This window comes from Streptomyces sp. NPDC098101 (assembly GCF_044760185.1).
In the GTDB taxonomy this organism is placed as follows: Bacteria; Actinomycetota; Actinomycetes; order Streptomycetales; family Streptomycetaceae; genus Streptomyces.
The window spans coordinates 226861-252107 of the sequence record NZ_JBIWAS010000006.1 but is presented as its reverse complement, the minus strand read 5'-3'; the positions used below and the strand labels follow the sequence as shown (position 1 = coordinate 252107).

The window sequence follows — 25247 nt, the reverse complement described above, 5'->3', positions numbered from 1 at the left end:
CGGCCCTGAGGGCCGGCGGAGCCCCGGGGCCCTCGGTCTCCGGGGCCACCTGGACGTCGACTCCTTCGGTTCCTTCGGTCCTGGGGGCCGCCGGGGCGCCGGGTGCCCCGGTCCCGGGGATCACCGAAGCCACGGACACCTGCCGGGTCGCGGGCGCCGCGCCCGTTCACCCGGCCCCCGGCCCTGCGGGAGGCGCGACCGCCCGCCGGGCTACCGAAGCCGCTGGAGCCACGACCGGCCGCCGAGCTCCGGGTGCCAACGGAACCACGGCCGCCCGCCAGGCCCTCGGCACCGCCAGTACCTCCGGCAGCCCCAGCACCCCTGGCACCACCGGCACCGCGAGCACCCACCGGACCCCCGCGCCCGACCCCCGCACCCGTGGGACCCTGCTCGCCGGGCTCGGCGTCGTCGCGTTCTCGCTCACCTTCCCGTCGACCGTCTGGGGCCTGGAGAGCTTCGGACCCTGGTCGCTGGTGGCCGTGCGCTCCACCCTCGCCGCGCTCGTCGCCGGCGTCTTCCTGCTCGTCGGCCGGGTGCCGCTGCCGGAGCGGCGCCACTGGGCGGGGCTCGCGGTGGTCGGCGGCGGGGTCGTCATCGGCTTCCCGCTCCTGACCAGCCTGGCGCTCCAGACCTCCACCACCTCCCACGCCGCCGTGGTGGTGGGCCTCCTGCCGCTGACCACGGCGGCCTTCGCCGCCCTGCGGACGGGCCGGCGCCCCTCCCGCACCTTCTGGATCGCCGCCGTCTCCGGCGCCGTGGTGGTGCTCGGCTTCACGCTCGCGGAGAGCGGCGGGGCGCTCTCCACCGGCGACCTGTACCTCTTCGGGGCGCTGCTCGTGTGCGCGGCCGGCTACACCGAGGGCGGCCGGCTCGCCGGGCTGATGCCGGGCTGGCAGGTCATCGGCTGGGCCCTGATCCTCTGCCTGCCGCTGATGCTGGTCGCCTCGGCCGTCGCCCTGTCCCTGGAGCCGGTCCACCTCACCGCCCACGGCGTCGTCGGACTGCTGTGGGTCGCCGCCGGTTCGACCTTCTTCGGCCTGTACGTCTGGTACCGGGGCATGGCCGCGATCGGCATCCCCAAGGCCAGCCAGCTCCAGCTCGCCCAGCCGCTCCTCACCCTCGTCTGGTCGGTCACCCTCCTCGGCGAAACCCTGTCCCCGGCCGCCCCCGTCGCGGCGGTCGCGGTCCTGGTCTGCATCGCGGTCACCCAGCGCTCGAAGTCGTGACCCGCCCCCCGGCGACCGGGGAGGTCCCGCGCGACGGAAGCGGACGAAAAGGGTCACAATGACAAGCAGAGGCTCCGAAGAGCGAAGAACCGGCACGGGCCGGATCGCGAGGAGGTCACCCCGATGCAGGCGAGCGTGGGCGACAAACTGCTGGTGCACGGACGGACCGTCGGCCACCACGACCGTACGGCCGAGGTCCTTCAGGTACTGGGGGAGAACGGCACTCCCCCGTACCGCGTGAAGTTCGACGACGACGGACACGAGGCCCTGATGTCACCGGGCCCCGACACCGTCGTGCGTCACCACCCGGAGGCGGGAACCGGCTGAGGAACGGGGACCGGCCGAGGGGCTGGGACCGGCTGGGGAACGAGGACCGGCCGAGGTGCTGGGACCCGCCGAAGAACGGGACCCGGCCGAGGAACGGGAACCGGCCGAGAGGCCGTCACCCCGGTGGACGGACCCTGGTCGGGTAGTGGTCGGCCACCACCTCGGCCATCGCCCCGATCCGGTCCCGCGCGACCTCCTTCGCCGAGAAGAAGCAGTGCCCGCCGACCCCGGCGTACCCCTTGGCGAGGTCCAGGTGGCGCGAGAGTTCCCCCGGGTCCTGCCAGGCGGCGGGCTGGGCGGGGTCGCCGGCCTTGTGGAGCGCCTCGCCGACGTAGAGGCCGACGCCGGTCCCCCGTACCGTCTCGTCCCACCAGGGCAGCAGCTTGGCGTAGTCGGCCGCGGGCAGGCCGATGTTCCAGTACAGCTGCGGCACGATGTGGTCGAGCCAGCCCTCCCGCACCCACTTCCGGGTGTCGGCGTACAGGTCGTCGTAGGTCTGGACACCGGCCGTGGTGTCCGAGCCCTCCGGGTCGGTGGCGGCGTTCCGCCAGACCCCGAAGGGGCTCACCCCGAAGGCCACCCCCGGCTTGGCGGCCTTGATCCGGGCGGACATCTCGGAGACCAGCAGATCGGTGTTGTGCCGCCGCCAGGACGCCTTGTCGGGGAAGTCGCCGCCGTGGCGCGCGTACGTCCCGTCGTCCGCGAAGACCTGCCCGGCGACCGGGTACGGATAGAAGTAGTCGTCCCAGTGCACGGCGTCGACGTCGTAGCGGCGGACCGCGTCCAGCATGGCGTCCTGGACGAAGCGCCGGACCTCGGGAAGGCCGGGGTCGTAGTACAGCTTCCCGCCGTGGGGCAGCACCCACTCCGGGTGCCGCCGCGCCGGGTGGGAGGCGACCAGCCGGGCCGGGTCGGTGTGGTTCGCCACCCGGTACGGGTTGAACCAGGCGTGCAGCTGGAGGTCCCGCGCGTGGGCCTCGGCGACGGCCGTGCCCAGCGGGTCCCAGCCGGGGTCGCGCCCCTGGACGCCGGTCAGGCACTCCGCCCACGGTTCGTACGGCGAGGGCCACAGGGCGTCGGCGGTCGGCCGGACCTGGAGGACCACGGCGTTGAGCCGCCGCTCGGCTGCCCTGTCGAGGTGGACGAGGAGCTCGGAGCGCTGCTGCCCGGCGGTGAGGCCGGGCTTGGAGGGCCAGTCGATGTTGTTGACCGTCGCCACCCACACGCCGCGGAACTCCCGGCGGCGGGGCCTCCCGGGCCGCCCTCGCGCCTGGCTCCGCACTTCGGGTGCCCCGCCCGCCTCCGCGCCCGCGTGGGCCGCTCCGGTCACCGCCGTCGTGCCTGTCGTTCCCGTCACGGCGAGCGCCGCCCCGGTGGTGCCGACCACGAACCCTCTTCTGCCGATAGGCCGCACTTGTACCCCTCCTTTGTCGGATACGTCACACTCACCTGGAGAATGCCCACTCCCCCGGACGATCGATCATCGGTTAATGAGCGGTAACGTCGGGGGATCGAGGCGGACGCACCGGAATCACACGGGCCCGCCGCCGGCAGAAGAGCGAAAGGCACGAGGTGACGGACTCCATGGCCGACATTGAGCGCGTCGGAGTGGTGGGCTGCGGCCAGATGGGCGCGGGCATCGCGGAGGTGTGTGCCCGGAGCGGGCTCGAGGTAAAGGTGGCCGAGACCACCGGCGAGGCGCTGGAGATCGGCCGCACGCGGCTCTACAACTCGCTGGCGAAGGCCGCCGAGCGCGGCAAGATCAGCGAGGAGGAGCGGGACGCGACGCTCGCGCGCCTCAGCTTCACCACCGACCTGGGCGAGTTCGCCGACCGCGACCTCGTCATCGAGGCCGTGGTGGAGAACGAGCAGGTCAAGACCGAGATCTTCCAGGTCCTCGACCAGGTGATGACCCGGCCGGACGCCATCCTGGCCTCGAACACCTCCTCCATCCCGCTGGTGAAGCTGGCCGTGGCGACCTCCCGCCCCGACCAGGTCGTCGGCATCCACTTCTTCAACCCGGCCCCGGTGCAGAAGCTCGTCGAGCTGATCCCGGCCCTCACCACCTCCGAGGGCACGATCAGCCGGGCGCAGGCCTTCGCCGAGAAGACGCTCGGCAAGCACGCGATCCGCGCCCAGGACCGCTCCGGCTTCGTGGTGAACGCGCTGCTCGTGCCGTACCTGCTCTCCGCGATCCGGATGTTCGAGTCGGGCATCGCGAGCCGCGAGGACATCGACAACGGCATGGAGTTCGGCTGCGCCCACCCGATGGGCCCGCTGAAGCTGTCCGACCTGATCGGCCTGGACACGATCGCCTCGATCGCCGACTCGATGTACTCGGAGTTCAAGGAGCCGCTGTACGCCGCTCCCCCGCTGCTCCAGCGCATGGTGGACGCGGGCCGGCTCGGCCGGAAGACGGGCTGGGGCTTCTACCCGTACTCCTGACGCCTCCCTCCGCTCCCGGCGGCTTCCCGCCGGGGCTTCACGACCACTCTCCGCACCACCCGGACGGCCCGTACTCCCGCACAGGTACGGGCCGTCCGGCCTTTCCCCGGGCCCGGCTCAGCCGAGGCGCAGATGGTGGAGCATCAGCAGCCCGGCAGCCATGTTGGCGGCCGGGACCTCGCCCCGGGCGATCATGTCGGGGACCTGTTTCAGCGGGACCCAGGCCCGCCGCGAGGACTCGAACGCGTCCTCGGGCGGCCCGGTGTAGGTGGCCCGCTCCGCCCAGTAGAGGTGGTGGCGGGCGTCGGTGAGGCCGTTGGAGGGCTCGACGGTGAGGAGGTGGCGCAGCGGCCCCGGCCGCCAGCCGGTCTCCTCCTCCATCTCGCGGGCGGCGGCGGACTCGACGTCCTCGCCGTCCTCGACCACGCCGGCGGCCAGTTCCCAGCCCCAGCTGTCGGTGATGAAGCGGTGGCGCCAGAGCATCAGGACTTCGTCGGCCTCGTTGACGGCGGTCGCGACGGCGACCGGACGGAGCCGGATCAGGTAGTGGTCCAGGTGGCGGCCGTCCGGGAGTTCGACGTCCGCGAGGTTCACTCGGAACCAACGGTTCTCATAGACGGAGCGTTCGCTCCGTTTCGTCCACTGCACGTTCTTGCCACCTTCCGACTGGTCGGAGCTTGTTCGGTGGCAATATCGCAGCAGTTGAGGGTCCGAAGGGGATCAGATAGGACCGGAGAAGACTGAAAAGGGGCGGGGCGAAGGGACGGAAGGCCGGAGGGGCGTCAGAGGGGGACGCGCAGCGCCCCGTCGATGAGGGCCACCGCCTCCCGCGCGTCCTGCGCGCCGCTCGCCAGGAGGTGTTCCCGGACCTCCCGCAGCCGGTCCCGCAGCCTCCGCGACTCCATTCCGCGCGCCAGCTCCGTCATCTCCACGGCCGTGTGCGCCGCCCCGTCGGCCTCCCCCCGCCGCAGCTGGACCTGGCACAGCATGGCGAGCCGGTGCACCCGCCCCCGGTCGTGCGAGGGGGCGCCGACCGCCGCCGTGGCGTGCTCGTGGGCCGCCGGAAGGTCGCCCAGACCGAGGAGGGCCTCCGCGATCTGCACGTTGACGAGCCCCGGCTGCACGTAGCCCGTCTCGGCGGGCTCGTCGCCCGGACTGATCCGCTCCGCCGCCGCCTCGGCCCGCCGGATGCAGGCGAGGGCGGTCGCGCCGTCGCCCAGGTGCGCGTACGCCTTCGCCTGCATCGCCGTCAGGTCGGCGGCGAGCGCCGGGGTGATCCCGGGCCCCGCCGCCCGCAGCGCCGCCTCCGCGAACGCCACCGCCTGCCGGTACTCCCCCGTGAACAGCGACTGGTTGACGAGGAGCGCGATCACGTACGCGCCGAGGCCCCGGTCCCCGCTCGCCTTCGCGAGCCGCAGCGCCTGGTGGAAGTAGCGCTGGGCCAGGCCGTGCGCGTCGGCGTCGTAGGCGCAGATCCCGGCCACCGCCACCAGGCCGCCGGCGGCGCGGTGCAGCCGCCGGCCGAGGGCGTCGCCGTACGTGCCCCGGAGCAGCGGCGCCGTCTCGGCGGTGAGGAAGCCGACGATCCGGGCCCGGGTCGCGACGCCGCCGGCCTTGCGGTACATCTGCTCGTAGTGGGACCGGGCGGCGACCAGGACGTCGATGTCGGCCGCCGAGACGGCGGTCCTGCCGGTACGGGAGACGTCCACGTCCTCCGGCGGGTTCTCCCACTCCCACACGGGCATCACGGCGGGGGTGCCGGTCAGGGCGGGTGCGGCGACGATGTGCGGCCGCTGCTGCTCGTCGGAGCGCCAGAGGGCGGCCGCCCGCTCCACGAAGCCGGAGAGCGGCGAACCGGCCGCCGGGGCCGGGCCGCCCGGGACGCCGAGGCCGATGTCGTCCAGGGTCACCTGCCGGTGCAGCCGGGCGGCGAGCACCTCGCAGATCAGGTCGGGCACCTGGCCGCGCGGCCGCTGGCCCTTCAACCAGCGGGCCACGGCGGTGTGTTCGTAGCGCAGGGCGAGTCCCCTGGCCCGGCCCGCCCGGTTCACCCGGGTGGCGAGGCCGGCGTGCGAGACGCCCGCTTCGTCGAGCAGGGCGTCGAGCAAGGTGTTGGGCTGCATGGCCGCTCCGGTCCGCTCGGTGAACTCAGCGTAGCGGTGGCCGATTTCGTACGGGGCGAAGTGGCGGGAGTGGCCCCGTAGGGGGGAATCGCGGGCACGGGGTGTACGCGCGGGAGGTCCCGCGCGGAGTGCGGCACGGGGTCGGGCACGGGGTCCGGCACGGGTCCGGCACGGGTCCGGCACGGGGATTTCGCACGGGGTGTGAACGAAGCACCCGTTCTCCCGGCCCGCGTGCTCTGCCGCGCCCGTCCCGCCCCCGGTTGACTGTGCTTCTCGCCGCAAGGCGACGACCGGGCCGCCGGCTCCCCCTCGTACAGTGCGGCCGCCCGGTCCGCGTCGCCCGCCCCGCTGATCTGCCCGACACTCCGTGGCGGGGCGGGCGGCGCCGGTCCCGTCCCCCTCCGCTCAGCAGTGGGAGGAGGGGGCGGGCCGGGGGCGGCGCAGCCCGGGTTCGGCGGGCTGCGCCGGCACCCTGGCACGGTCGTTCCGTACGACGAGGAGCGCGACGTCGTCGGCGAGCCGGCCGCCCGTGTGGTGCAGCAGCTCCGCGTGGACCCGGCGGACGAGGGCCGCGGGCGCCTCGCCGGGCGGCCCGGCCAGGGCGGCGTCGAGGGCGAAGAACCGGCCCCGGTGGTCCCGGGCCTCCTCCGCGCCGTCGGTGTGCAGGACGAGGGTCTCGCCGGGCAGCAGCCGGGCCGCGGTGTACGGCGCGAGGCCGGCGGGCAGCGGCAGCACGCCGAGCGGGGGCAGCGGGTCCCCCACGGGCAGCCGCTCCGGCTCCCGGCCGAGGCGGTACGGGCCGGGGTGACCGCAGTTGAACACGGAGAGCCGCCCGTCGGGCGCGACCTCCAGGAGCAGCAGGGTCACGAACTCCTCCGCCGCCGGGTGTTCGGGGTCCGTCCCGGCCCGCGCCGGGTGCTCGTCCCGGGCCCGCTCCCGCAGGTGCCGCTCCAGGGCCCGCTCCAACCGCCGCAGCACTCCGGCGAGTTCGGGCTCGTCGTGGGCGGCCTCGCGGAAGCTGCCGAGCACCGCGACCACGGCGCCGAGCGCGGCGAGCCCGTGGCCCCGGACGTCCCCGATGACGATCCGCACCCCGTAGGGGGTGGCCACCGCCTCGTACAGGTCCCCGCCGACGGACGCGCCCCGGGAGGCGGAGAGCTGCCCGGCGGCCAGGGTCAGTCCTTCGAGCCGGCCCGGCGGCGGCCGCAGCAGCACCCGCTGGGCGGCGGCCGCGACGGCCCGGGCCCGCGCCAGCTCCTGGGCGAGCCCGCGCCGGACGCCGAGGACGAGACCGATGCCGACGGAGAGGAAGACGACGCTGGTGGCGATCCGTATCGGCAGCCCCGGCTCCCTGGCCGGCGGGCAGGCGAACTTCCACGCCACGGCCACCGCGCCCCAGGCGGCGGGAAGAGCGAGCGGGGCCAGCCGGCGGAGCCGGGAGCCATCGGAGTCCAACGACCTCGTACGGATCATGCACGGCCCTTCCCGAGCCCCGACAGTGCCCGAAGGCCCTGCGACACGCAGGTCCGCCCCTGCGGCCGCGTCGATTCTCCCGACCGCGCCCACCCCTACGGAACACCCCAGAACGATCTCACCCGAAGGAGTGACCACCCCCGGCGCGCCGCGCTGCGCCAGGGCCGCGCCATCGGCACGGACACACGATTCTCGTGAAGGTGTGCGCACTTCGGGAACGGAGCGCTGCTCTTACACAGCAGATGTCGGCGGCTCCGGGAAACGGCGAAGGGCCGCCCCGGGAAGAGTTCTTCCGGGGCGGCCCTCCCGGTGCCGCTGGGTGCCGTCGCGAGGTCAGGCGCCGCGCAGGGTGGCGCCCGTGCGGGTGGATGCCAGGGTGACGGCCGCGTCGCGGGCCGCGGTGGCCTCGTCGACCGTCAGGGTGCGGTCCGGGGCGCGGAACTTGAGGGCGTAGGCGAGGGACTTGGTGCCCTCGTCGAGCTGGTCGCCGGTGTAGACGTCGAACAGCCGGATGGACTCCAGGAGTTCACCCGCGCCCTCGCGGAGGGCGGCCTCGACCTCGGCGGCCGGGACGCCGGCGGCCACGACCAGGGCGACGTCCTGGGTGGCGACCGGGAAGGAGGAGATCCGGGGGGCCTTGAGGGGGCCCCCGGACGCCGCCTCGACCAGGTCGAGGTCGAGCTCCATCGCGCTGGTCCGGGCCGGCAGGCCGAAGGACTTCACCACGCGCGGGTGCAGCTCGCCCGCGTAACCCGCCGTGCGCTCCTCGCCGTCGACGACGACCAGCAGCTCGGCGCAGCGGCCCGGGTGCCAGGGGCCGTACTGGCCCTGGCGCACGATCAGTTCGGCGCCGGCCTCGCGGGCGACCGTGCGGGCGGCCTCGACCGCGTCCGCCCAGTCGGACGGGCGGCCCTTCCCCCACCAGCCGGCCTGCTCGCGCGCACCGGCGAGGACGACGGCGGCGTGCCGGGGCTGCGCGGGCAGGGCCGCGTTGACCTCGGCGATCTCCTCGTCCGTGGGGCGCCGGTCGACGCCGAGGCGGACGGCGACGCCCGGCCGCTCCCCGGCCAGGAAGACCAGGCCGGTCTCGAAGAGGGCCAGGTCGTGGCCGCCCCGGCTGTCGTTGCGACGCAGCGTCCCGAGCAGGCCCGGGAGCAGCGTCGTACGGAGCGCGGGCTCCTCGTCCGAGAGCGGGTTGACCAGCTTCACCAGGCGGCGACGGGCGTCGTCCGCGTCGAGCCCGAGGTTGTCGAGGGCCTGCTCGCCGATGAACGGGTAGTTCAGCGCCTCGACGTAGCCGGCGCCGGCCAGGGCGCGGCCCACCCGGCGGTGGACGCGCTGGCGCTCGGTGAGCCCGCGGCCGGCCGGGGGCTTGGGCAGCGTGGAGGGCAGGTTCTCGTAGCCCTCCAGCCGGATGACCTCTTCGGCCAGGTCGTTCGGCTCGTTGAGGTCGGGCCGCCACGAGGGGACGGTGACGATCAGCTCGTCCTGCCCGTAGACGTCGCAGCCGACCTCCTGGAGGCGGCGGACGACGGTCTCGCGGCCGTAGGCGACGCCCGCGACCTTGTCCGGGTGGTCCGCCGGGATGACGATCGTCCGGGGCGCGGACGGGGCGACGACCTCGGTGACGCCGGCCTCGGCCGTGCCGCCCGCGAGCAGCACGAGCAGGTCGACGGTGCGCTGCGCGGCAGCGGCGGCGGCCTGCGGGTCGACGCCGCGCTCGAAGCGCTTGGACGCCTCGGAGGCCAGCTTGTGGCGGCGGGCCGTGCGGGCGATCGAGATCGGGTCGAAGTGCGCGGCCTCGACGACGACCTCGGAGGTGCCGGTGACGACGCCGGTCTCCGGGTCGGTGACCGGGTCGGCGATCTCCGTGTTGGCGCCGCCCATGACGCCCGCGATGCCGATCGGGCCGCGGTTGTCGGTGATGACCAGGTCCGCGGCGTCCAGGACGCGCACGGTGCCGTCGAGGGTGGTGATCTTCTCGCCGGCCTCGGCGCGGCGGACCCCGATGGGGCCGTCGAGCCGGTTGCGGTCGTAGGCGTGCAGCGGCTGGCCGAGCTCCAGCATCACGTAGTTGGTGACGTCCACGGCCAGCGAGATCGGGCGCATTCCGGCCTTCTGGAGGCGGCGCTGGAGCCAGATCGGGGAGCGGGCCTCGGGCGCCAGGCCGACGACGGTGCGCGCGGTGAAGCGGTCGCAGCCGATCGGGTCGGTGATCTGGACCGGGTAACCGTACGAGTTCGGCGCGGGCACGTCGAGCAGCGCCGGGTCGCGCAGCGGCAGGCCGTAGGCGGTGGCCGTCTCGCGGGCGACGCCGCGCACCGAGAGGCAGTAGCCGCGGTCCGGGGTGACGGCGATGTCGAGGACCTCGTCGAACAGCTCCAGGAGGACCGTGGCGTCGGTGCCGACCTCGTGCTCCGGCGGCAGCACGATGATGCCGTGCGAGCCGTCGTCGCCCATGCCGAGCTCGTCGCCGGAGCAGATCATGCCCCGGGAGACGCGGCCGTACGTCTTGCGCTCGGCGATCCGGAAGTCGCCGGGGAGCACGGCGCCGGGCAGGGCCACGACGACCTTGTCGCCCTCGGCGAAGTTCCGGGCGCCGCAGATGATCTCCTGGGGCTCACCGGTGCCGTTGGCCTGCCCGACGTCGACGGTGCAGAAGCGGATGGGCTTCTTGAACTCCGTCAGCTCCTCGATGGTGAGGACCCTGCCGACCACCAGCGGGCCGGTCAGGCCGGCGCCGAGCTGCTCGACGGTCTCGACCTCGAGGCCCGCCGAAATGAGTTTGGCCTGGACGTCGCGGCCGGTCTCCGTCGCCGGCAGGTCGACGTACTCCCGCAGCCAAGAAAGCGGGACCCGCATCAGATCTCCATCCCGAACGGCCGGGTGAACCGGACGTCACCCTCGACCATGTCTCGCATGTCTTCGACGTTGTGGCGGAACATCAGCATCCGCTCGATGCCGAACCCGAAGGCGAATCCGCTGTACTTCTCGGGGTCCACGCCGCAGGCGACGAGCACCTTCGGGTTGACCATGCCGCAGCCGCCGAGCTCGATCCAGCCCTCGCTGCCGCAGGTGCGGCAGGGCCGGTCCGGGTTGCCGACGGACTCGCCGCGGCAGACGTAGCAGAGCATGTCCATCTCGGCGGACGGCTCGGTGAACGGGAAGAAGTTCGGGCGCAGCCGGGTCTTCATGTCCGGGCCGAAGAGCGCCTGGACCATGTGGTCGAGGGTGCCCTTGAGGTCCGCCATGGTGAGGCCCTCGTCGACGGCGAGCAGCTCGATCTGGTGGAAGACCGGGGTGTGCGTGGCGTCGAGCTCGTCGGTGCGGTAGACGCGGCCGGGGCACACGACGTAGACCGGGGGCTCCCGGTCGATGAGCGTGCGGGCCTGCACCGGGGAGGTGTGGGTGCGCAGCACGACGCCGGACTCGTCGCCCGTGGTGCCTTCGGGGCCCTCGACGAAGAAGGTGTCCTGCATCTGGCGCGCCGGGTGGTCCGGGACGAAGTTGAGCGCGTCGAAGTTGAACCACTCCGCCTCGACCTCGGGGCCCTCGGCGACCTCGTACCCCATGGAGACGAAGACGTCGGAGACGCGCTCCATGAGGGTGGTCAGCGGGTGGCGGGCGCCGGCCGGGACGCGGTCGTACGGCAGGGTGACGTCGACGGCCTCCTCGACGAGGACGCGGGCGTCGCGCTCGGCCTCCAGCTCGGTCTGGCGGGCGGCGAGCGCCTTGGAGACGGCGCCGCGGGCCTGGCCCACGAGCTTGCCCGCGGCGGCCTTGGCCTGCGGGGGCAGGGCGCCGATCTCGCGGTTGGCGAGCGCCAGCGGCGAGGTGCCACCGGTGTGCGCGGTCTTCGCGTGCGCGAGCGCGTCGAGATCGTCCGCGGCGGCGAAGGCGGCGAGCGCCTCGTCCCGCATACGCTCGATCTCTTCCGGTTTCAGTGCCTCGACCTCAACCGGGTCGTACGACTTATTGGGTGCGGACATCTCTTCCCGTGCTTCCGTTGGCTTGGCTGGGCGGCCCCGCTCGACGTCAAGGGCGCAAACGTGCCAAAGGTCGAGTCTAACGGGGTGGGGGGACGCGAATGAGCCCGTGGGCGGGCCGGGCGGCTCCTGATCGTCTCCGGTCTCGCGGGGCGGGACGTCAGAGGAGGTGGGCCGGGGTGCCGACGGGCAGGATAAATCGGAACTCGGCCCCGCCGCGGGGGCCCCGTCCGACGGTGATGGTTCCGCCGTGGGCCTCGACGACGCCCTTGACGATGTAGAGGCCGAGACCGGTGCCGCCGCGCTTGCTGCCCCGCCAGAAGCGGGTGAAGACGCGGCTCATGGACTCCTCGGGGATGCCGGGGCCCTCGTCGCTCACGGTGACCTCCGTCCCCTCTTCTCCGTCGTCGCCCGCCGTGGTGGGTGCCACCTCGATGGTGACGGTTCCCTCGCCGTGGCGCACCGCATTTTCGAGGAGGTTCCCGAGGATCTGGTCGATCTTGTCGGGATCGGCCCAGAGCGGGGGCAGCTGGGGCCTGATCCGTACGAAGAAGCGGTCCGGGGACTGGCCGCCGGTGGTGTGGGCGTGGACGTGCCGGCCGACGGCCGCCGCGATGTCGACGGGCTGGCGGCGGACCTCCAGGCGGCCGGAGTCGATCCGGGAGATGTCGAGGAGCTCGGCGATGAGCCGCTTGATGCGGCCGGCGTCGGCGTCGACGGTCTCCAGCATCAGCCGCTTCTGCTCGTCGGTGAACCGCTCCCACTTGTGGAGGAGGGTGGCGGTGAAGCCCTTGACGGAGGTGAGCGGGGAGCGGAGCTCGTGGGCGACGGTGGCGATGAGCTCGGCGTGGCTGCGCTCGGTGCGGCGGCGGGCCTCGGTGCCGCGCAGGGAGACGACGACCCGGCGGACGGGGCCGGTGGGGTGCTCGCGGACGTAGCGGGCGGAGACGAGGACCTCGCGGCCACCGGGGAGCAGCAGGTTGCGCTCGGGCTGTCCGCTCCGGGTGGCGAGTCCGCCGTACGGATCGGTCAGCGCCCACCAGCGACGGCCCTTGAGGTCCTCCAGGGGCAGCGCCCGGTCGAGTGGCAGGCCGAGGGCCCGGTCGGCGGGGACGGCGGTGATGCGGGCGGCGGCGGCGTTGAAGCAGACGACCCGGCCGGTGGCGTCGGCGACGACGAGACCGTCGGGGAGGTCGTCGGGGTGGATCCCGGCGAAGCCGACGGGGTCGGCGGGGTCGGCGGGGGTGGTGGAGTCGGCGGGGTCGGCCGGGCCGGTCGTTCCGGCGGGGCCGGCGGGGCCGGTCGGGCTGGGGGCTCCGGCCGAGCCGGTGGAAGCCGTAGGGCCCGGGGACCCGGCAGGGCCGGTGGCATCGGCGGAGGCGGTGAGGCTCGCGGAGGCGGCGGGATCCAGAGCTCCGGCGGGGCCGGTGGGTGCTGGGGACCCGGCTGGACCGGTGGCCCCGGCAGGGGTGGCGGAAGCCGTAGGGTCCGGGGATCCGGCTGGATCAGTGGCGTCGGCGGGGCCGGTCGAGGCGGGGGGGTTCTGGGGCCCGGCAGGGCCCGTGGAGGGTGGGGGCTCCGGTGGGGCGGCGGGGGGGATCGGGGCGTGCGGTCGGTCGCTCCGTGCCTGTGCGGGACTGTCCGTGCCGGCCGTCATCCCCGTCCCCACCCCTCCGTGTAGCGCAGTGGGCCCCCGAGTGCGTCACTCTACTGGGCGGGCGGGGCGGAATGGGCCCTTCCGGGCGTCCCTCAGGGAGAGGTTCGGGGGCGCTGGGCGCGCGCGGAGGCGTACAGGCAGACCGCGGCCGCGGTGGCGAGGTTGAGGCTCTCGGCCTTGCCGTGGATCGGGACGCGGACGACGGCGTCGGCGAGGGCCCGGGTCTCCTCGGGCAGCCCCCAGGCCTCGTTGCCGAAGATCCAGGCGGTGGGCCCGCCCATGGTGCCGGCGTCCAGCTCGTCGTCGAGGTCGTCGCGCCCCGCCCCGTCGGCGGCGAGGATCCGTACGCCCGCCGCCTTGAGTCCGGCGACGGCCTGCTCGACGGGGACGCCGACGGCCACCGGCAGGTGGAAGAGCGAACCGACCGAGGCGCGCACGGACTTGGGGTTGTAGAGGTCGACGGAGGCGTCGGTGAGGACGACCGCGTCGGCGCCGGCCGCGTCGGCGCAGCGCAGCACGGTGCCGGCGTTCCCGGGGTCGCGCACGTGCGCGAGGACCGCGACCAGCTTGGGGCGGGCCGCGACGATCTCCTCGAACGGCGAGTCGAGGAACCGGCAGACGCCGACGAGCCCCTGCGGGGTGACGGTCTGGGAGACCTCGGCGAGGACGGCGTCGGAGGCGTGGTGGACGCGGGCCCCGGCGGCGCGGGCCGCGTCCACGATGGCGTCGTACCGCTCGGCGGCCTCGACGGTGGTGAACAGCTCGACGAGGGTGGGCTCCCCGCCGGGCCCCCGGTGCTCGACGGCCTCGCGGACGGCCTGGGGGCCCTCGGCGATGAAGAGGCGGTCCTTGCCCCGGAAGTTGCGCTTGGCGAGCCGCCGGGCGGCGACGACGCGCGGGGAACGCGGGGAGATCAGCTCGGGGGTGACCATGGCGTGCGGCGGTTCTCTCTTCGGGGCCGGGGGGGCTGCGGGGGCCGGGCGCGGGACGGTCGCGGCCCGGATACGGCACGGGGCCGGACGCGGACACGAGGACGCGTCACGCGCGCGCCACGGGTGCGGGCACGGCGGCGGGCCGGGTGGTTCGGGGGCCGACGCACCCGGACCCGCAGGCGCGTGGGCGTCTGCGGGTCCGGGCGGAAGTACTGCGGGCCTGGAAGATCAGGCGGCGGCCTTCGGGGCGTTGACGTCGGCCGGGAGGGCCTTCTGCGCGACCTCGACCAGGGCGGCGAACGCGTTGGCGTCGTTGACGGCCAGCTCGGCGAGGATCTTGCGGTCCACCTCAATGTTGGCGGCCTTCAGACCCTGGATGAGGCGGTTGTACGTCATGCCGTTCAGGCGGGCAGCGGCGTTGATGCGCTGGATCCACAGCTGACGGAAGTCGCCCTTGCGCTTCTTGCGGTCGTTGTAGTTGTAGACCAGCGAGTGGGTGACCTGCTCCTTGGCCTTGCGGTACAGGCGCGAACGCTGACCGCGGTAGCCGGAGGCCTGCTCGAGGATCGCCCGGCGCTTCTTGTGGGCGTTGACTGCCCGCTTGACGCGTGCCACTTGTTAACTCCTTGTAGCGGGGTCGTGGTTGGACTCACACGACCCGAAAAACGAATGGGTCCCGGACCTGGCCGGTGGCCCTCGTCGCCGAGGGCGGGTGATCAGATCAGATGCCCAGCATCTTCTTGATCTTGGCCGCGTCGCCCGGGGCCATCTCCGCGTTGCCGGTGAGGCGACGGGTCAGCTTGGACGACTTGTGCTCGAGCAGGTGGCGCTTGCCGGCGCGCTCGCGCAGGATCTTGCCGGAGCCGGTGACCTTGAAGCGCTTCTTGGCACCGGAGTGCGTCTTGTTCTTCGGCATCGCGCCGTATCTCCTCGTCAGTGGCGCTCCCCCCGGTGCGGGCACCGGACGTCCGGGAGCGTCAGTTCTTCGTTTGGTGGGTCCGGGCGGGGCCCGGGGCTGCCTGGGTGGCAGCCCCTCGGGTCACGCCTCGGGGGTCTCGGCCGGAGCCTCGGCGACCGGGGCCTCGGCCTCGGGTGCCGGAGCCTCGGACGTCTCCTCGGCGGTGACGCCCTGGCGCTCGGCCTTGCGTGCGGCCTGGGCCTCACGCGCCTCGGCCATGGCCTCGGTCTTCTTCTTGTGCGGACCGAGAACCATGATCATGTTCCGGCCGTCTTGCTTCGGGTTGGACTCGATGAAGCCAAGCTCCTCGACGTCCGACGCCAGCCGCTGCAGCAGCCGGAAACCGAGCTCGGGGCGGGACTGCTCACGACCACGGAACATGATCGTGATCTTGACCTTGTCGCCCTGCTTGAGGAACCGGACGACGTGACCCTTCTTGGTGTCGTAGTCGTGCGGGTCGATCTTCGGCCGGAGCTTCATCTCCTTGATGACCGTGTGCGCCTGGTTCTTGCGCGCCTCACGGGCCTTCATGGCCGACTCGTACTTGAACTTCCCGTAGTCCATGAGCTTGCACACGGGCGGACGGGCGTTCGCCGCGACCTCGACCAGGTCGAGGTCGTACTCCTGTGCGAGCTCCAGGGCCTTGGCAAGCGGAACAATCCCGACCTGCTCGCCGCTGGGTCCGACAAGTCGCACCTCGGGAACGCGAATCCTGTCGTTGATGCGGGGCTCGGCGCTGATGGATCCTCCTCGGTAGCACCACGCGACCGCCTGGCGGACGGACGCGCAACGTCTGTTTAGTGAGACCAACCGAGCCGGTACATGAAAAATGCCCCGGACGGGACACAGGCGGGGCTCCAGGGAAATACCGGAACACCGCCGCGGTCAACCGCGGGGCGCACATCGGGCGGCTCCATCGTCCGTACGGAACGATGGGGGCCACCTGACCGGTGACCCGCCTCCCCTGAGGGTGGTCGGGTGGGAGTACGGAGCCTCCACTTGTGGGCTGGGCACACACGTGTCCAGCCGGTCGTTACACAAGGTTAGCAGGACCCGGCGGTCTCCGCTAACCGGGGACCGGCATATCGTGTGGGGCATGAGCGAGACGCCCCAGAACGAGTCCCCCGACTCCTCCGACACCCCCGACTTCGAAGCCATGACCCGCGACATCGCCGAGGTCCCGGCGGTCGAGGTGATCGTGACCGTCGCCGTCAACCTGATGAGCGCCGCCGCGGTGAAGCTCGGGCTCACCGAGGAGGGCGACAAGCACAAGGACCTGGACGAGGCCCGCAAGCTGGTGCACGCGCTCGCGGGTCTGCTCGACGCCGGCGCGACGGAGGTCTCCTCCTTCCACGCGGCGCCCCTGCGGGACGGCCTGAAGTCCCTCCAGCTCGCCTTCCGCGAGGCCTCCCTGATCCCGGACGAGCCGGGCCAGGGACCGGGCGAGAAGTACACGGGGCCGGTGTACGGCTAGGACCTGGCCTCGGGGGTACGGGGGTCGTCCCCCGGAAGACAACAGCCACCGGGCCGGTGTACGGCCAGGACCCGACCTCGGGGGTACGGGGGTCGTCCCCCGGAAGACAACAGCCACCGGGCCGGTGTACGGCTAGGCCCCGTACTCCTACGCGTTCCGTACGTAGAAGGGCTCGCCCGGAGGCGTGGCCGAGGCCGGCAGGAGTGCCAGGTCGAGGCCCCGCACCAGGCGGGCCCTCAGTGTTTCGTCGGCGGCCAGGGCGCGCGCCACGCTCTGGGCGGTCTCCGCGGGGGACGCGTCCCCGGCGAGGACCAGCGCGAGGGTGCCGTCGGCGGTGCCGGGGCCCAGGTGGGCGCGGAGCACGGCGGGCTCGGCGGCGACGGCGGCCCGGACCGCCTCCCGTACGGCGGGGTCGTCGAGCGGGTCGGCGCTGGTACGGCCCTCGGCGAGGGCGAGCAGGGCCGGGCCGGTGACCTGGTACGGCACGGGGCCCGCGAGGTCGAGGAGGAGCGTGTCCGCCTTCTCGTGCGCGACCGCCTGGAGCGCCTGGTGCAGCGGGACGGCCACGGGCCGGGCCTGCGGGTCCCAGAGGGCGAGCGAGGCGGTCGAGGTGAAGGCGGGCAGGGCCCGCCGGTCGCCGGCCGTGAGGGTGGGGACCGCCATGTCGCTGGTCTTCTCGCGGCGCAGGCCGTTCTCGTCGGTCTCGACCTCGCCGAGGACGGCGACGACGGGGACGAGCAGCCGGGCGTCGCGCAGGGCTTCGAGGACGGGGCCGTGGGCGGTCCTGTCCTGCGCCCAGGCCGCGAGGGCCTCGGTGAGCCGCGGGTCGGCGGTGCCGTCGTCTTCGGAGAAACCGGGGTCCGGAATGTTCTTGAGCGCCACGCCCCGAGCCTAGCCGCCGGGCGGGTGCGCCCGGCCCGCCGGGTGTCAGCCGGTGCGGTGGGCGCGCCGGAGCACGACGGCGGTGAGCAGCAGCAGGGCGCCGAGGCCGCCGAGGAGCGGGGCGAGCAGGCCGAAGGAGCGGGGCTCCTCGGCGGCGGCGACGGGTCCGGGCCCGAAGTAGCGGCCCCGGTAACCGGTGGCGGTGTTCTTCGGGTCGCCGCCCTTCAGCCGGGCGCCCGCCTCGATCGCCGCGGCCGGGTCGACCGTCCCGTACCCCTTGGCGTCGCTGCGGCCGTCCTTCGGCCGGCTGCGCGCGGTGTCGATGAGCAGGGTCTTGATCTGGGCCGGGGTGAGGTCGGGGTGGGCGGCCCGGACGAGGGCGACGGCGCCGGAGACGAAGGCGGCGGCGGCGCTGGTGCCCCAGCCCTCGTAGTAGCGCCGGTCGGGGTCGGCGATGACGATGTCGACGCCGGGGGCGCTGACGGTGGCGTACCAGCGGCGGGTGGAGAAGGAGGCGCGGGTCCCGTAGCGGTCGACGGCCGTGACGGCGATGACGCCGGGGTAGGCGGCGGGGTACGAGACGTGGTCGCCCTTCTCGCCGCCGTTCCCGGCGGAGGCGACGACGGAGACCCCCTTGGACAGGGCGTACTGGACGGCGGCGTCCTCGCCCGCGTCGGGGTGGGCGGACTCGGAGTCGTCGCCGAGGGAGAGGTTGATGACGTCGGCGCCGTGGTCGGCGGCCCAGCGGATGCCCTCGGCGAGGGCGGTGCCCCGGCTCTTGCGGGCCTTGTCGCGGGCCTTGTCGGAGGACTCCAGGATGACCCGTACGGGGAGGATCTCGGCCTCGGGGGCGATCCCGAGGACGCCGTTCCCGTCGTCGGGGCCGTGGCCGTGCCCGGCGATGATCCCGGCCATGGCGGTGCCGTGCCGGGCCCAGGCGCGGTCGCCCCGTTCGGCGCCGAAGCCGATGAGGTCGTGTCCGGGCAGGACGGAGCCTTCGAGGTCGGGGTGGTCGGCGTCGACGCCGGTGTCGAGGACGGCGACGGTGACGCCCTCGCCCCGGGTGGTGCGCCAGGCCTCGTCGGTGTGGAGGGCTTCGAGGCCCCACTGCCGGGCCCGGATGGTGTCGGCGTGCGCGGGCGCGGTGGTGGCGGGCAGGACGGAGAAGGCGGCGGCGAGCAGGACGGCCGCGCCGCCGCGCGCGGGCCGGCGGACGGATCGGTTCACCGGGTCTTCTCCTTCGCCGCCGCGGTGGCGGTCGTGCGCAGCAGGCGCTCCAGGTGCTCGGTGATGCCCTTGGCCTCGTGGCCGAGGCCGGACTGGGCGACGGCGTCGGTACGGCCCTTGGTCATGGCCCGGTCGGCGGGCTGGGGGGCGTCGACGGTCCGGCCGTCGGCGAAGCCGGAGACGGCGGTGACGACGACGGGCAGGTCGGCGGGGGCGCTCGTCCACCAGCTCGCGCGCTGCCGGTCGCCGAAGCGGGCGGCGACGGTGGAGGGGCCGGAGAGGGCCGGGGGGACGTCCTGGCCGAGGCGGGCGGTGAGGCCCTGGCCGAGGGCGCGCTGGGCGGCCGCGTCGGCGCGGGTGAAGACGAGGCCGACGGTGATCACGCTGCTGGCGGTGGCGTCGGTGTACGTGGCGCGCAGGACGCGTTCGCAGCCGAGCGGCTCGACGGTGGCGAGCAGGCCCTCGGCGAGGGCGGCGGGCGAGCAGGCGGCGTCCGGGGCGACGACGATCCGGGTCCAGGTGCGGGCGGCGGGGCCGGGGCCCGCGCCGGGGCCCGCGAGGGTACGGGGGAAGAGGACGTCGACGGGGGCGTTGTGCCAGAGCTCCCGGGCCTCGGCGTACCCGGCGGGTTCGGCGGGCTTGCCGGGCTCGGAGGCCGCCAGCCACACCCCGGCGAGGGCGCCGCCGATGAGCCCGAACCCGAGCACGGCGCAGGCGGCGACCACGGCCGTCCGCCCGGCGCTCCTCCGGTCCCGTACGGGCCGCAGCCGCGTGGTGATCTCGACGGGCGCCTCGGGTGGCACGGTGGCGCGGGCGTAGGAGGGGGTGAAGTACGCGGGGGCGGCCTGCGCCGGGGCGGACGGCCGGGGCACCGGCCGGGCCGGGCCGGACGACGGAGGGCCCGGGAGCACCGGGCCCGGCGAGGGCGTGGCGGGCCGGGGCGGGGTCGCCTGCGGCGGGACGGACGGGGCCGGTGCGGGGTGCGCCGGGCCGGGCCGTCCCTGCGGCGGTACGGAGGGCGCGGCCGGGGGCCGGGGCGGGGTCGCCTGCGGCGGGGCGAGCGGGCCGGAGGCCGGGCGTGCGGACCGTACGGGCGCGGGAGGCGCGGACGACGGCCGGGGCGGAGGTGCCTGCGGCGGGGCGAGCGGGCCGGACGGCGGGCGGGGCGGGGTGGACTGCGGGGACGCGGACGGCCCCGGCCTCGGGTGGACCGGGGCGGGAGACGCGGGCCCCGGACGGGACGGGGGCGCCTGCGGCGGTGCGGGGGCCGGGTGCGCCGGGCCGGGCCGTCCCTGCGGCGAGGCGGGGGCCGTGGAGCGGGCGGGCCGGAGGCGGGCCGTCGTCTCGACGGTGAGCGGGTCGGCGCCGGCCGTCGCCGGGCGGGCGGGGGCGGAAGCTCCGGAGGTGGCGGCCGTCGCCGGACGGACGACCCCGGGAGCTCCGGAAGCGGCGGCCGTCGCCGGACGGACGGCCCCGGGAGCCCCGGAAGCGGCGGCCGTCACCGGGCGGGCGGTGTCGTCCCGCGCCGGGCGGGTGGCCGGGGTTCCGGCAGGGGCGTCCTCCGGCCGGCCCGCGGGGTCGCCGGGGCCCGGGCGGGCGGGGGCGACGGGCGCGTCGGGGTGGGGCGGGAGGAGGTCGGCGATGCGGGAGGACGGGGGGCGGTGCTCGCTGGTCATCCCCGTCTCCCGCTCGTGTCGACAATGCCCGTCACTCTACGGGCTGTTCCCGGCCGGGCGGGAACTCAGGGGCTACCCACCCGTAAACCTGTCTGGCAAGCTCGGGCCATGACTCCCCGTGCCGGCGACCGGGCCCGTTACGACAGGGCCACCGCTCACCTCGACGCGCCCGTGGCGATCGTCGACCTCGAAGCCTTCGACGCCAACGCGGCGGACCTCGTGCGCCGGGCCGGGGGCAAGCCCATACGGGTCGCCAGCAAGTCCGTGCGGTGCCGGGCGCTCCTGGAGCGGGCGCTGGCGCGGGAGGGCTTCGCCGGGATCATGTCGTTCACGCTGGACGAGTCGCTGTGGCTGGCGCGCGCCGGGTTCGAGGACGTCCTCCTCGCGTACCCGTCGGCGGACCGCGCCGGGTTCGGGGAACTGTCCCGGGACCCGAAGCTGGCCGCCGCCGTGACCGTGATGGTGGACGACGTGGCGCAGCTGGACCTGATCGACGCCTCCCGCGCGGGCGGCACGGAGGAGGTCCGGGTCTGCCTGGAGCTGGACACGGCGCTGAGCCTGCTCGGCGGCCGGATCCGGGTCGGCGCCCGCCGTTCCCCGCTGCGGGAGCCCTCCCAGCTGGCGGAGCTGGCCCGCTCGGTGGTGCGCCGCCCGGGCTTCCGCCTGGTCGGGATCATGGCGTACGAGGGGCACGTCGCGGGGGTCGGGGACGCGGTCGCGGGCCGGCCGCTGCGGTCCCGGGCGATCCGGCTGATGCAGTCCGCCGCCCGCCGGGAGCTGGCGGAGCGCAGGGCGGCCGTGGTGCGGGCCGTGCGGGCGGTGGCGCCGGACCTGGAGTTCGTGAACGGCGGCGGCACCGGCAGCGTGCAGCACACGGCCGCCGAGGACGCGGTGACGGAGATCGCCGCCGGTTCGGGGTTCTTCGTGCCGCGCCTCTTCGACAACTACACCTCCTTCAGCGGGCGCCCGGCCGCGCTCTTCGCGCAGCCGGTGGTCCGGCGGCCGGGCATGGGCGTGGTGACCGTCCTCGGCGGCGGCTACCCGGCCTCCGGGGCGGCGGGCCCGGACCGGCTGCCCGTGCCGTACCTGCCGGAGGGACTGCGGTACGACCCGCAGGAGGGGGCCGGCGAGGTGCAGACCCCGCTGCTCGGCTCGCCGGCCGACGACCTGCGGATCGGCGACAAGGTGTGGTTCCGGCACGCGAAGGCCGGCGAGCTGTGCGAGCGGTTCGAGAGCCTGCACCTGGTCGAGGGCGACCGGATCACGGCGACCGTGCCCACGTACCGGGGCGAGGGCCGCACCTTCCTCTAGCGGCTAGTGGACCGTGTCCTCCTGGTCCGGGATCACGCTGCCGTCGGCCCGGCGGACCGGCCCCGCCGTGCCGTCGGCAGCCGTGTAGCCGGTGGTGGCGCAGGGGTACGGGGCGGCCTTGCGGGCCTTCGGCTCGATGAACATGGGGTTCACGAGCCAGCGCCCGTCGCCGTTCTCGTACGCCCGGCACATCAGTTCGTTCTTGTTGCGGTTGAGGACCAGGCGCAGGCCCGTGGCGTCCCGCAGGAAGGAGACGTCGGTGTCGGAGTCCCCGGCGGCGAGGACCTGGCGGCGGGGGGCGGGCTGGACGCGTTCGGCGGCGGGGCCCCGGAGACCGAGGATCTCCTGGTTGATCCAGCAGCGCTTGCCGTCGATGTAGGTGATCGTCGTGTCCTCGCCGTCCCGGACGGTGCCGCAGCCCTTGAAGTGGGAGGTGAGGCGGCCGCGCTCGGTGGTGTTGCGGATGCCGATCGCGTGCGCGGGGTCGATCCCGATGCCCCGGGCCCAGACGTCGACGACGGGTTCGGGCGAGGCGGAGACGATCCAGACGTCGAAGCCGGCCCGCCGGAGCGTGTGGATCAGGTCGCGCTGCTGGTCGTAGTGGCGGATCCAGCCGGTGACGCGGGCGGTGCCGACCCGCTGGGTGGCGCCCTGCGGGGCGGCGAGGTTCTCGGCGCGGGCGGCGGCCGCGAAGGACTCGACCTCGCGGGTGGTCCAGCCGCGCAGGAGCTGGGCGAGCCAGGCGTACTGGGGTTCCGTGCGGCGGTGGTCGAAGCCGGCGAAGGCGGGCGCGCCGCCGGTGGTGGCGCCGTCGGTGTAGACGGAGCGGATCTCGTCGGCGCAGCGGACGTCGGTGGCGGTGGGCAGGGTGCGCCCGCCGGCGGGACAGGCCGCGCGCAGGGCGGTCGCGGCGGCGGGGGTGAGGTGGCGGCTGGTGGTGGACCAGTCGTCGTTCCGGGGCGGACGGACGCGGTCGTTGCGCAGGAGCCAGTACAGGGTGGCGTCGCCGACGTCGTTCTTGATGACGGTGTTGTCCCAGTCGAAGACGGCGAGGGGCTTCTCCCCCTTCCTCCTCCCGTCGGCGCAGTGGTCGGCTATCAGGCGGTCGAGCCGGGCCTTGTTGTCGCCGTACCAGCCGGTGGAGACGCTCAGGGTGGGGCACGGGCGGTGCTTCGCCTGTGCCGGGGCGGCGGAGACGAGGGCGGTCGCGGTGAGGGCGAGCGCGGCGACGGCCGCGGCCGTACGGGATCGGCGGTGCACGGGCACTCTCCTGGAGGTGGGCGGACGGAGGTGTGCGGGTGGGGCACGCGGGTGGAGGTGTGCGGGTGGGGGTACGCGGACAGCCGGGCGCCTCGCGACGCCCGGCTGTCCGAGGGGTGGCGGCTAGAGGGGCGTCACGTACGCGCCCGCGATGCCGCCGTCCACCAGGAAGTCGGTGGCGTTGACGAAGGAGGAGTCGTCGCTGGCGAGGAAGGCGACGGCGGCGGCGATCTCGTCGGCCTCGGCGAAGCGGCCGACGGGGATGTGGACGAGGCGGCGCGCGGCCCGCTCGGGGTCCTTGGCGAACAGCTCCTGGAGGAGCGGGGTGTTGACGGGTCCGGGGCACAGCGCGTTGACGCGGATGCCCTCGCGGGCGAACTGGACGCCCAGCTCCCGGGACATGGCGAGCACGCCGCCCTTGGAGGCGGTGTAGGAGATCTGGCTGGTGGCGGCGCCCATGATCGCGACGAAGGAGGCGGTGTTGATGATGGAGCCCCGGCCCTGGCGGCGCATGTAGGGCAGGGCGGCCTTGCAGCAGAGGTAGACGGAGGTGAGGTTGACGTCTTGGACGCGCTTCCAGGCCTCCAGGCCGGTCTCGAGGATGGAGTCGTCGTCGGGCGGCGAGATGCCGGCGTTGTTGAAGGCGATGTCGACGGAGCCGTAGGTGTCGAAGGCCGTCTTGAACAGCGCCTCGACCTGCTCGGGGTCGGTGACGTCGACCCGTACGAAGGTGCCGCCGACCTCCTCGGCGGCGGCCTTGCCCGCGGTCTCGTCGATGTCGCCGCAGACGACGTTCGCGCCCTCGGAGGCGAGGCGGCGGGCGGTGGCGAGGCCGATGCCGCTGCCGGCGCCGGTGATGACGGCGGTGCGGCCGACCAGGCGGCGGCAGATGATCTCTTCGGTGGTCATGCGGTTCAGGCCTCCGTGCTGATGAAGACGTTCTTGGTTTCGGTGAAGGCGGTCAGGGCGTCGGGGCCGAGTTCGCGGCCGAGGCCGGACTGCTGGTAGCCGCCGAACGGGGTCCAGTAGCGGACGCTGGAGTGGGAGTTGACGGAGAGGTTGCCGGCGCGGACGGCGCGGGAGACGCGCAGGGCGCGGCCGACGTCCCGGGTCCAGATCGAGCCGGACAGGCCGTACTCGGTGGCGTTGGCGAGCCGGATCGCGTCGGCCTCGTCCTCGAAGGGGAGGACGACGGCGACGGGTCCGAAGATCTCCTCGACGGCGCAGGGGGCGTCCTCGGGCAGGCCGGTGAGGACGGTCGGCGGGAACCAGAAGCCGGGGCCCTCGGGGGCCTTGCCCCGGATGCCGGGGAGGTCGTCGGGGACGTAGGAGCGGACGCGGTCGAGCTGGGCGCGGGAGATGAGCGGGCCCATCTGGGTGCGCTCGTCGGAGGGGTCGCCGACGACGATCTCCTCGATCGCGGGGGCGAGCAGCTCCAGGAAGCGGTCGTACGCGCTCCGCTGGACGAGGATGCGGGTGCGGGCGCAGCAGTCCTGGCCGCTGTTGTCGAGGAAGGACATCGGGGCGGCGGCGGCCGCGGCGTCGAGGTCCGCGTCGGCGAAGACGATGTTGGGGCTCTTGCCGCCGAGTTCGAGGGTGACCCGCTTCACCCGTTCCGCGCACTTGGCCATGATGGCCTTGCCGACCCGGGTGGAGCCGGTGAAGACGATCTTGGCGACGCCGGGGTGTTCGACGAGGGCGTTCCCGGCGACCGGGCCGGTGCCGGGGAGGACCTGGAAGAGCCCTTCGGGCAGGCCCGCCGCCAGGGCGAGTTCGGCGAGGCGGAGCGCGGTGAGCGGGGTGGTCTCGGCCGGTTTGAGGAGCACGGCGTTGCCGGCGGCGAGGGCCGGAGCGGTGGCCCAGAAGGCGGTCGGCATGGGGAAGTTCCAGGGGGCGATGACGCCGACGACCCCGAGGGGTTCGAGGATCGTGACGTCGAGGCCGCCGGCCACCGGGATCTGGCGCCCGTTGAGGCGCTCCACTCCCCCGGCGGAGAATTCGAGCAGGTCGCGGACGTTTCCGGCCTCCCAGCGGGCGTTGCCGATGGTGTGTCCCGCCTCGGTGACCTCCAACCGGGCCAGTTCCTCGGCGTGTTCGTCGACGACGGCGGCGAAGCGGCGCAGGAGACGGGCGCGGTCGGCGGGCGCGGCGGCGGCCCAGCCGCGCTGGGCGGCGGCGGCCCGGGTGACGGCGGCGTCGACGTCGGCGGGGGTGGCGGCCTCGACGATGGCGACCTCTTCCCCGGTCGCCGGGTTCAGTACCTGGAGCAACTCTTTCCTCACAAGCGTTC

At 74.4% G+C, this 25247-nt stretch carries 22 protein-coding genes; 5 read left to right on the top strand and 17 right to left on the bottom strand.

The window, feature by feature from the left end; genetic code table 11:
• The first annotated feature begins 386 nt into the window (after positions 1-386).
• On the top strand, positions 387-1226 hold the full coding sequence (locus ACIQVI_RS26600; protein WP_351973375.1) for a DMT family transporter: 840 nt from the start codon (positions 387-389) through the stop codon (positions 1224-1226).
• A gap of 123 nt (positions 1227-1349) precedes the next feature.
• The gene (locus tag ACIQVI_RS26595) at positions 1350-1553 is read left to right on the top strand and encodes a DUF1918 domain-containing protein (protein WP_121829032.1); all 204 of its coding nucleotides are present in this window, start codon (positions 1350-1352) and stop codon (positions 1551-1553) included.
• A 115-nt stretch (positions 1554-1668) separates the two neighbouring features.
• On the opposite strand, the gene ACIQVI_RS26590 is transcribed toward ACIQVI_RS26595, so the two are convergent.
• Positions 1669-2940, bottom strand: a complete 1272-nt coding sequence (locus tag ACIQVI_RS26590) for a glycoside hydrolase family 10 protein (RefSeq protein ID WP_403600215.1) — start codon at positions 2938-2940, stop codon at positions 1669-1671.
• 197 nt (positions 2941-3137) lie between these two features.
• On the opposite strand from ACIQVI_RS26590, the gene ACIQVI_RS26585 reads away from it, so the two are divergent.
• Complete coding sequence (locus ACIQVI_RS26585; protein WP_351973370.1) at positions 3138-3998, top strand: 3-hydroxybutyryl-CoA dehydrogenase; 861 nt, start codon at positions 3138-3140, stop codon at positions 3996-3998.
• Between the two features lie 117 nt (positions 3999-4115).
• Here the strand turns inward: ACIQVI_RS26585 and ACIQVI_RS26580 are convergent, their stop codons facing one another.
• The 10 genes from ACIQVI_RS26580 to infC form a co-directional block, all read right to left on the bottom strand.
• Positions 4116-4646 (bottom strand): NUDIX hydrolase, encoded by a 531-nt coding sequence (locus ACIQVI_RS26580; protein ID WP_205613797.1) that lies wholly within the window; start codon positions 4644-4646, stop codon positions 4116-4118.
• 134 nt (positions 4647-4780) lie between these two features.
• The gene (locus ACIQVI_RS26575) at positions 4781-6121 is read right to left on the bottom strand and encodes a transcriptional regulator (RefSeq protein ID WP_403600210.1); all 1341 of its coding nucleotides are present in this window, start codon (positions 6119-6121) and stop codon (positions 4781-4783) included.
• Positions 6122-6526: 405 nt separating this feature from the next.
• A complete protein-coding gene (locus tag ACIQVI_RS26570; protein ID WP_403600207.1) occupies positions 6527-7594 on the bottom strand; it encodes a PP2C family protein-serine/threonine phosphatase in 1068 nt (355 codons plus the stop codon).
• Positions 7595-7927: 333 nt separating this feature from the next.
• Positions 7928-10456: a phenylalanine--tRNA ligase subunit beta gene (gene pheT / locus ACIQVI_RS26565; protein ID WP_403600204.1), complete on the bottom strand. Its 2529-nt coding sequence runs from the start codon at positions 10454-10456 to the stop codon at positions 7928-7930.
• Positions 10456-11583: a phenylalanine--tRNA ligase subunit alpha gene (gene pheS, locus ACIQVI_RS26560; RefSeq protein WP_121829036.1), complete on the bottom strand. Its 1128-nt coding sequence runs from the start codon at positions 11581-11583 to the stop codon at positions 10456-10458. The genes pheT and pheS overlap by 1 nt, the downstream gene beginning before the upstream one ends.
• Before the next feature lie 157 nt (positions 11584-11740).
• Entirely contained in the window at positions 11741-12991 is a 1251-nt protein-coding gene (locus tag ACIQVI_RS26555; RefSeq protein ID WP_403600572.1) for an ATP-binding protein, read from the bottom strand.
• A gap of 338 nt (positions 12992-13329) precedes the next feature.
• Positions 13330-14169, bottom strand: coding sequence for an RNA methyltransferase (locus ACIQVI_RS26550; RefSeq protein WP_121829038.1), 840 nt, complete (start codon positions 14167-14169; stop codon positions 13330-13332).
• Between the two features lie 228 nt (positions 14170-14397).
• Positions 14398-14784, bottom strand: coding sequence for a 50S ribosomal protein L20 (gene rplT / locus ACIQVI_RS26545; RefSeq protein ID WP_019884941.1), 387 nt, complete (start codon positions 14782-14784; stop codon positions 14398-14400).
• 106 nt (positions 14785-14890) lie between these two features.
• A complete protein-coding gene (gene rpmI / locus ACIQVI_RS26540; RefSeq protein ID WP_015032399.1) occupies positions 14891-15085 on the bottom strand; it encodes a 50S ribosomal protein L35 in 195 nt (64 codons plus the stop codon).
• 123 nt (positions 15086-15208) lie between these two features.
• Positions 15209-15937 (bottom strand): translation initiation factor IF-3, encoded by a 729-nt coding sequence (gene infC, locus ACIQVI_RS26535; RefSeq protein WP_403600199.1) that lies wholly within the window; start codon positions 15935-15937, stop codon positions 15209-15211.
• Between the two features lie 286 nt (positions 15938-16223).
• On the opposite strand from infC, the gene ACIQVI_RS26530 reads away from it, so the two are divergent.
• Positions 16224-16601 carry a DUF1844 domain-containing protein gene (locus tag ACIQVI_RS26530; protein WP_030214668.1) on the top strand — a complete coding sequence of 126 codons (378 nt, stop codon included), beginning with the start codon at positions 16224-16226 and terminating at the stop codon, positions 16599-16601.
• Positions 16602-16748: 147 nt separating this feature from the next.
• Here ACIQVI_RS26530 and ACIQVI_RS26525 read toward each other — a convergent pair whose 3' ends face one another.
• The 3 genes from ACIQVI_RS26525 to ACIQVI_RS26515 are packed head-to-tail and all read right to left on the bottom strand — an operon-like array spanning position 16749 to position 20386.
• A complete protein-coding gene (locus ACIQVI_RS26525; RefSeq protein ID WP_403600196.1) occupies positions 16749-17483 on the bottom strand; it encodes an SseB family protein in 735 nt (244 codons plus the stop codon).
• Positions 17484-17528: 45 nt separating this feature from the next.
• Complete coding sequence (gene mycP, locus ACIQVI_RS26520; RefSeq protein WP_351973684.1) at positions 17529-18710, bottom strand: type VII secretion-associated serine protease mycosin; 1182 nt, start codon at positions 18708-18710, stop codon at positions 17529-17531.
• Positions 18707-20386: a hypothetical protein gene (locus ACIQVI_RS26515; RefSeq protein ID WP_403600193.1), complete on the bottom strand. Its 1680-nt coding sequence runs from the start codon at positions 20384-20386 to the stop codon at positions 18707-18709. The genes mycP and ACIQVI_RS26515 overlap by 4 nt, the downstream gene beginning before the upstream one ends.
• Positions 20387-20494: 108 nt before the next feature.
• On the opposite strand from ACIQVI_RS26515, the gene ACIQVI_RS26510 reads away from it, so the two are divergent.
• On the top strand, positions 20495-21697 hold the full coding sequence (locus tag ACIQVI_RS26510; protein WP_403600190.1) for an amino acid deaminase/aldolase: 1203 nt from the start codon (positions 20495-20497) through the stop codon (positions 21695-21697).
• Positions 21698-21700: 3 nt separating this feature from the next.
• Here the strand turns inward: ACIQVI_RS26510 and ACIQVI_RS26505 are convergent, their stop codons facing one another.
• The 3 genes from ACIQVI_RS26505 to ACIQVI_RS26495 all read right to left on the bottom strand — a co-directional run bounded on the left by ACIQVI_RS26505 (position 21701) and on the right by ACIQVI_RS26495 (position 25227).
• Complete coding sequence (locus ACIQVI_RS26505) at positions 21701-22957, bottom strand: haloacid dehalogenase-like hydrolase (protein ID WP_403600187.1); 1257 nt, start codon at positions 22955-22957, stop codon at positions 21701-21703.
• Between the two features lie 123 nt (positions 22958-23080).
• Positions 23081-23866 (bottom strand): 3-oxoacyl-ACP reductase, encoded by a 786-nt coding sequence (locus ACIQVI_RS26500; protein WP_121828697.1) that lies wholly within the window; start codon positions 23864-23866, stop codon positions 23081-23083.
• A gap of 5 nt (positions 23867-23871) precedes the next feature.
• Positions 23872-25227, bottom strand: coding sequence for an aldehyde dehydrogenase family protein (locus tag ACIQVI_RS26495; protein WP_403600183.1), 1356 nt, complete (start codon positions 25225-25227; stop codon positions 23872-23874).
• Positions 25228-25247 lie beyond the last annotated feature (20 nt).

Bases quoted from the DNA above. Each gene is read 5' to 3' on its own strand.
- ACIQVI_RS26595 (WP_121829032.1), top strand. From the start codon at position 1,350: ATGCAGGCGAGCGTGGGCGACAAACTGCTGGTGCACGGACGGACCGTC.
- ACIQVI_RS26585 (WP_351973370.1), top strand. From the start codon at position 3,138: ATGGCCGACATTGAGCGCGTCGGAGTGGTGGGCTGCGGCCAGATGGGC.
- ACIQVI_RS26575 (WP_403600210.1), bottom strand. From the start codon at position 6,121: ATGCAGCCCAACACCTTGCTCGACGCCCTGCTCGACGAAGCGGGCGTC.
- ACIQVI_RS26570 (WP_403600207.1), bottom strand. From the start codon at position 7,594: ATGATCCGTACGAGGTCGTTGGACTCCGATGGCTCCCGGCTCCGCCGG.
- pheT (WP_403600204.1), bottom strand. From the start codon at position 10,456: ATGCGGGTCCCGCTTTCTTGGCTGCGGGAGTACGTCGACCTGCCGGCG.
- pheS (WP_121829036.1), bottom strand. From the start codon at position 11,583: ATGTCCGCACCCAATAAGTCGTACGACCCGGTTGAGGTCGAGGCACTG.
- ACIQVI_RS26550 (WP_121829038.1), bottom strand. From the start codon at position 14,169: ATGGTCACCCCCGAGCTGATCTCCCCGCGTTCCCCGCGCGTCGTCGCC.
- rpmI (WP_015032399.1), bottom strand. From the start codon at position 15,085: ATGCCGAAGAACAAGACGCACTCCGGTGCCAAGAAGCGCTTCAAGGTC.
- ACIQVI_RS26530 (WP_030214668.1), top strand. From the start codon at position 16,224: ATGAGCGAGACGCCCCAGAACGAGTCCCCCGACTCCTCCGACACCCCC.
- ACIQVI_RS26515 (WP_403600193.1), bottom strand. From the start codon at position 20,386: ATGACCAGCGAGCACCGCCCCCCGTCCTCCCGCATCGCCGACCTCCTC.
- ACIQVI_RS26510 (WP_403600190.1), top strand. From the start codon at position 20,495: ATGACTCCCCGTGCCGGCGACCGGGCCCGTTACGACAGGGCCACCGCT.
- ACIQVI_RS26500 (WP_121828697.1), bottom strand. From the start codon at position 23,866: ATGACCACCGAAGAGATCATCTGCCGCCGCCTGGTCGGCCGCACCGCC.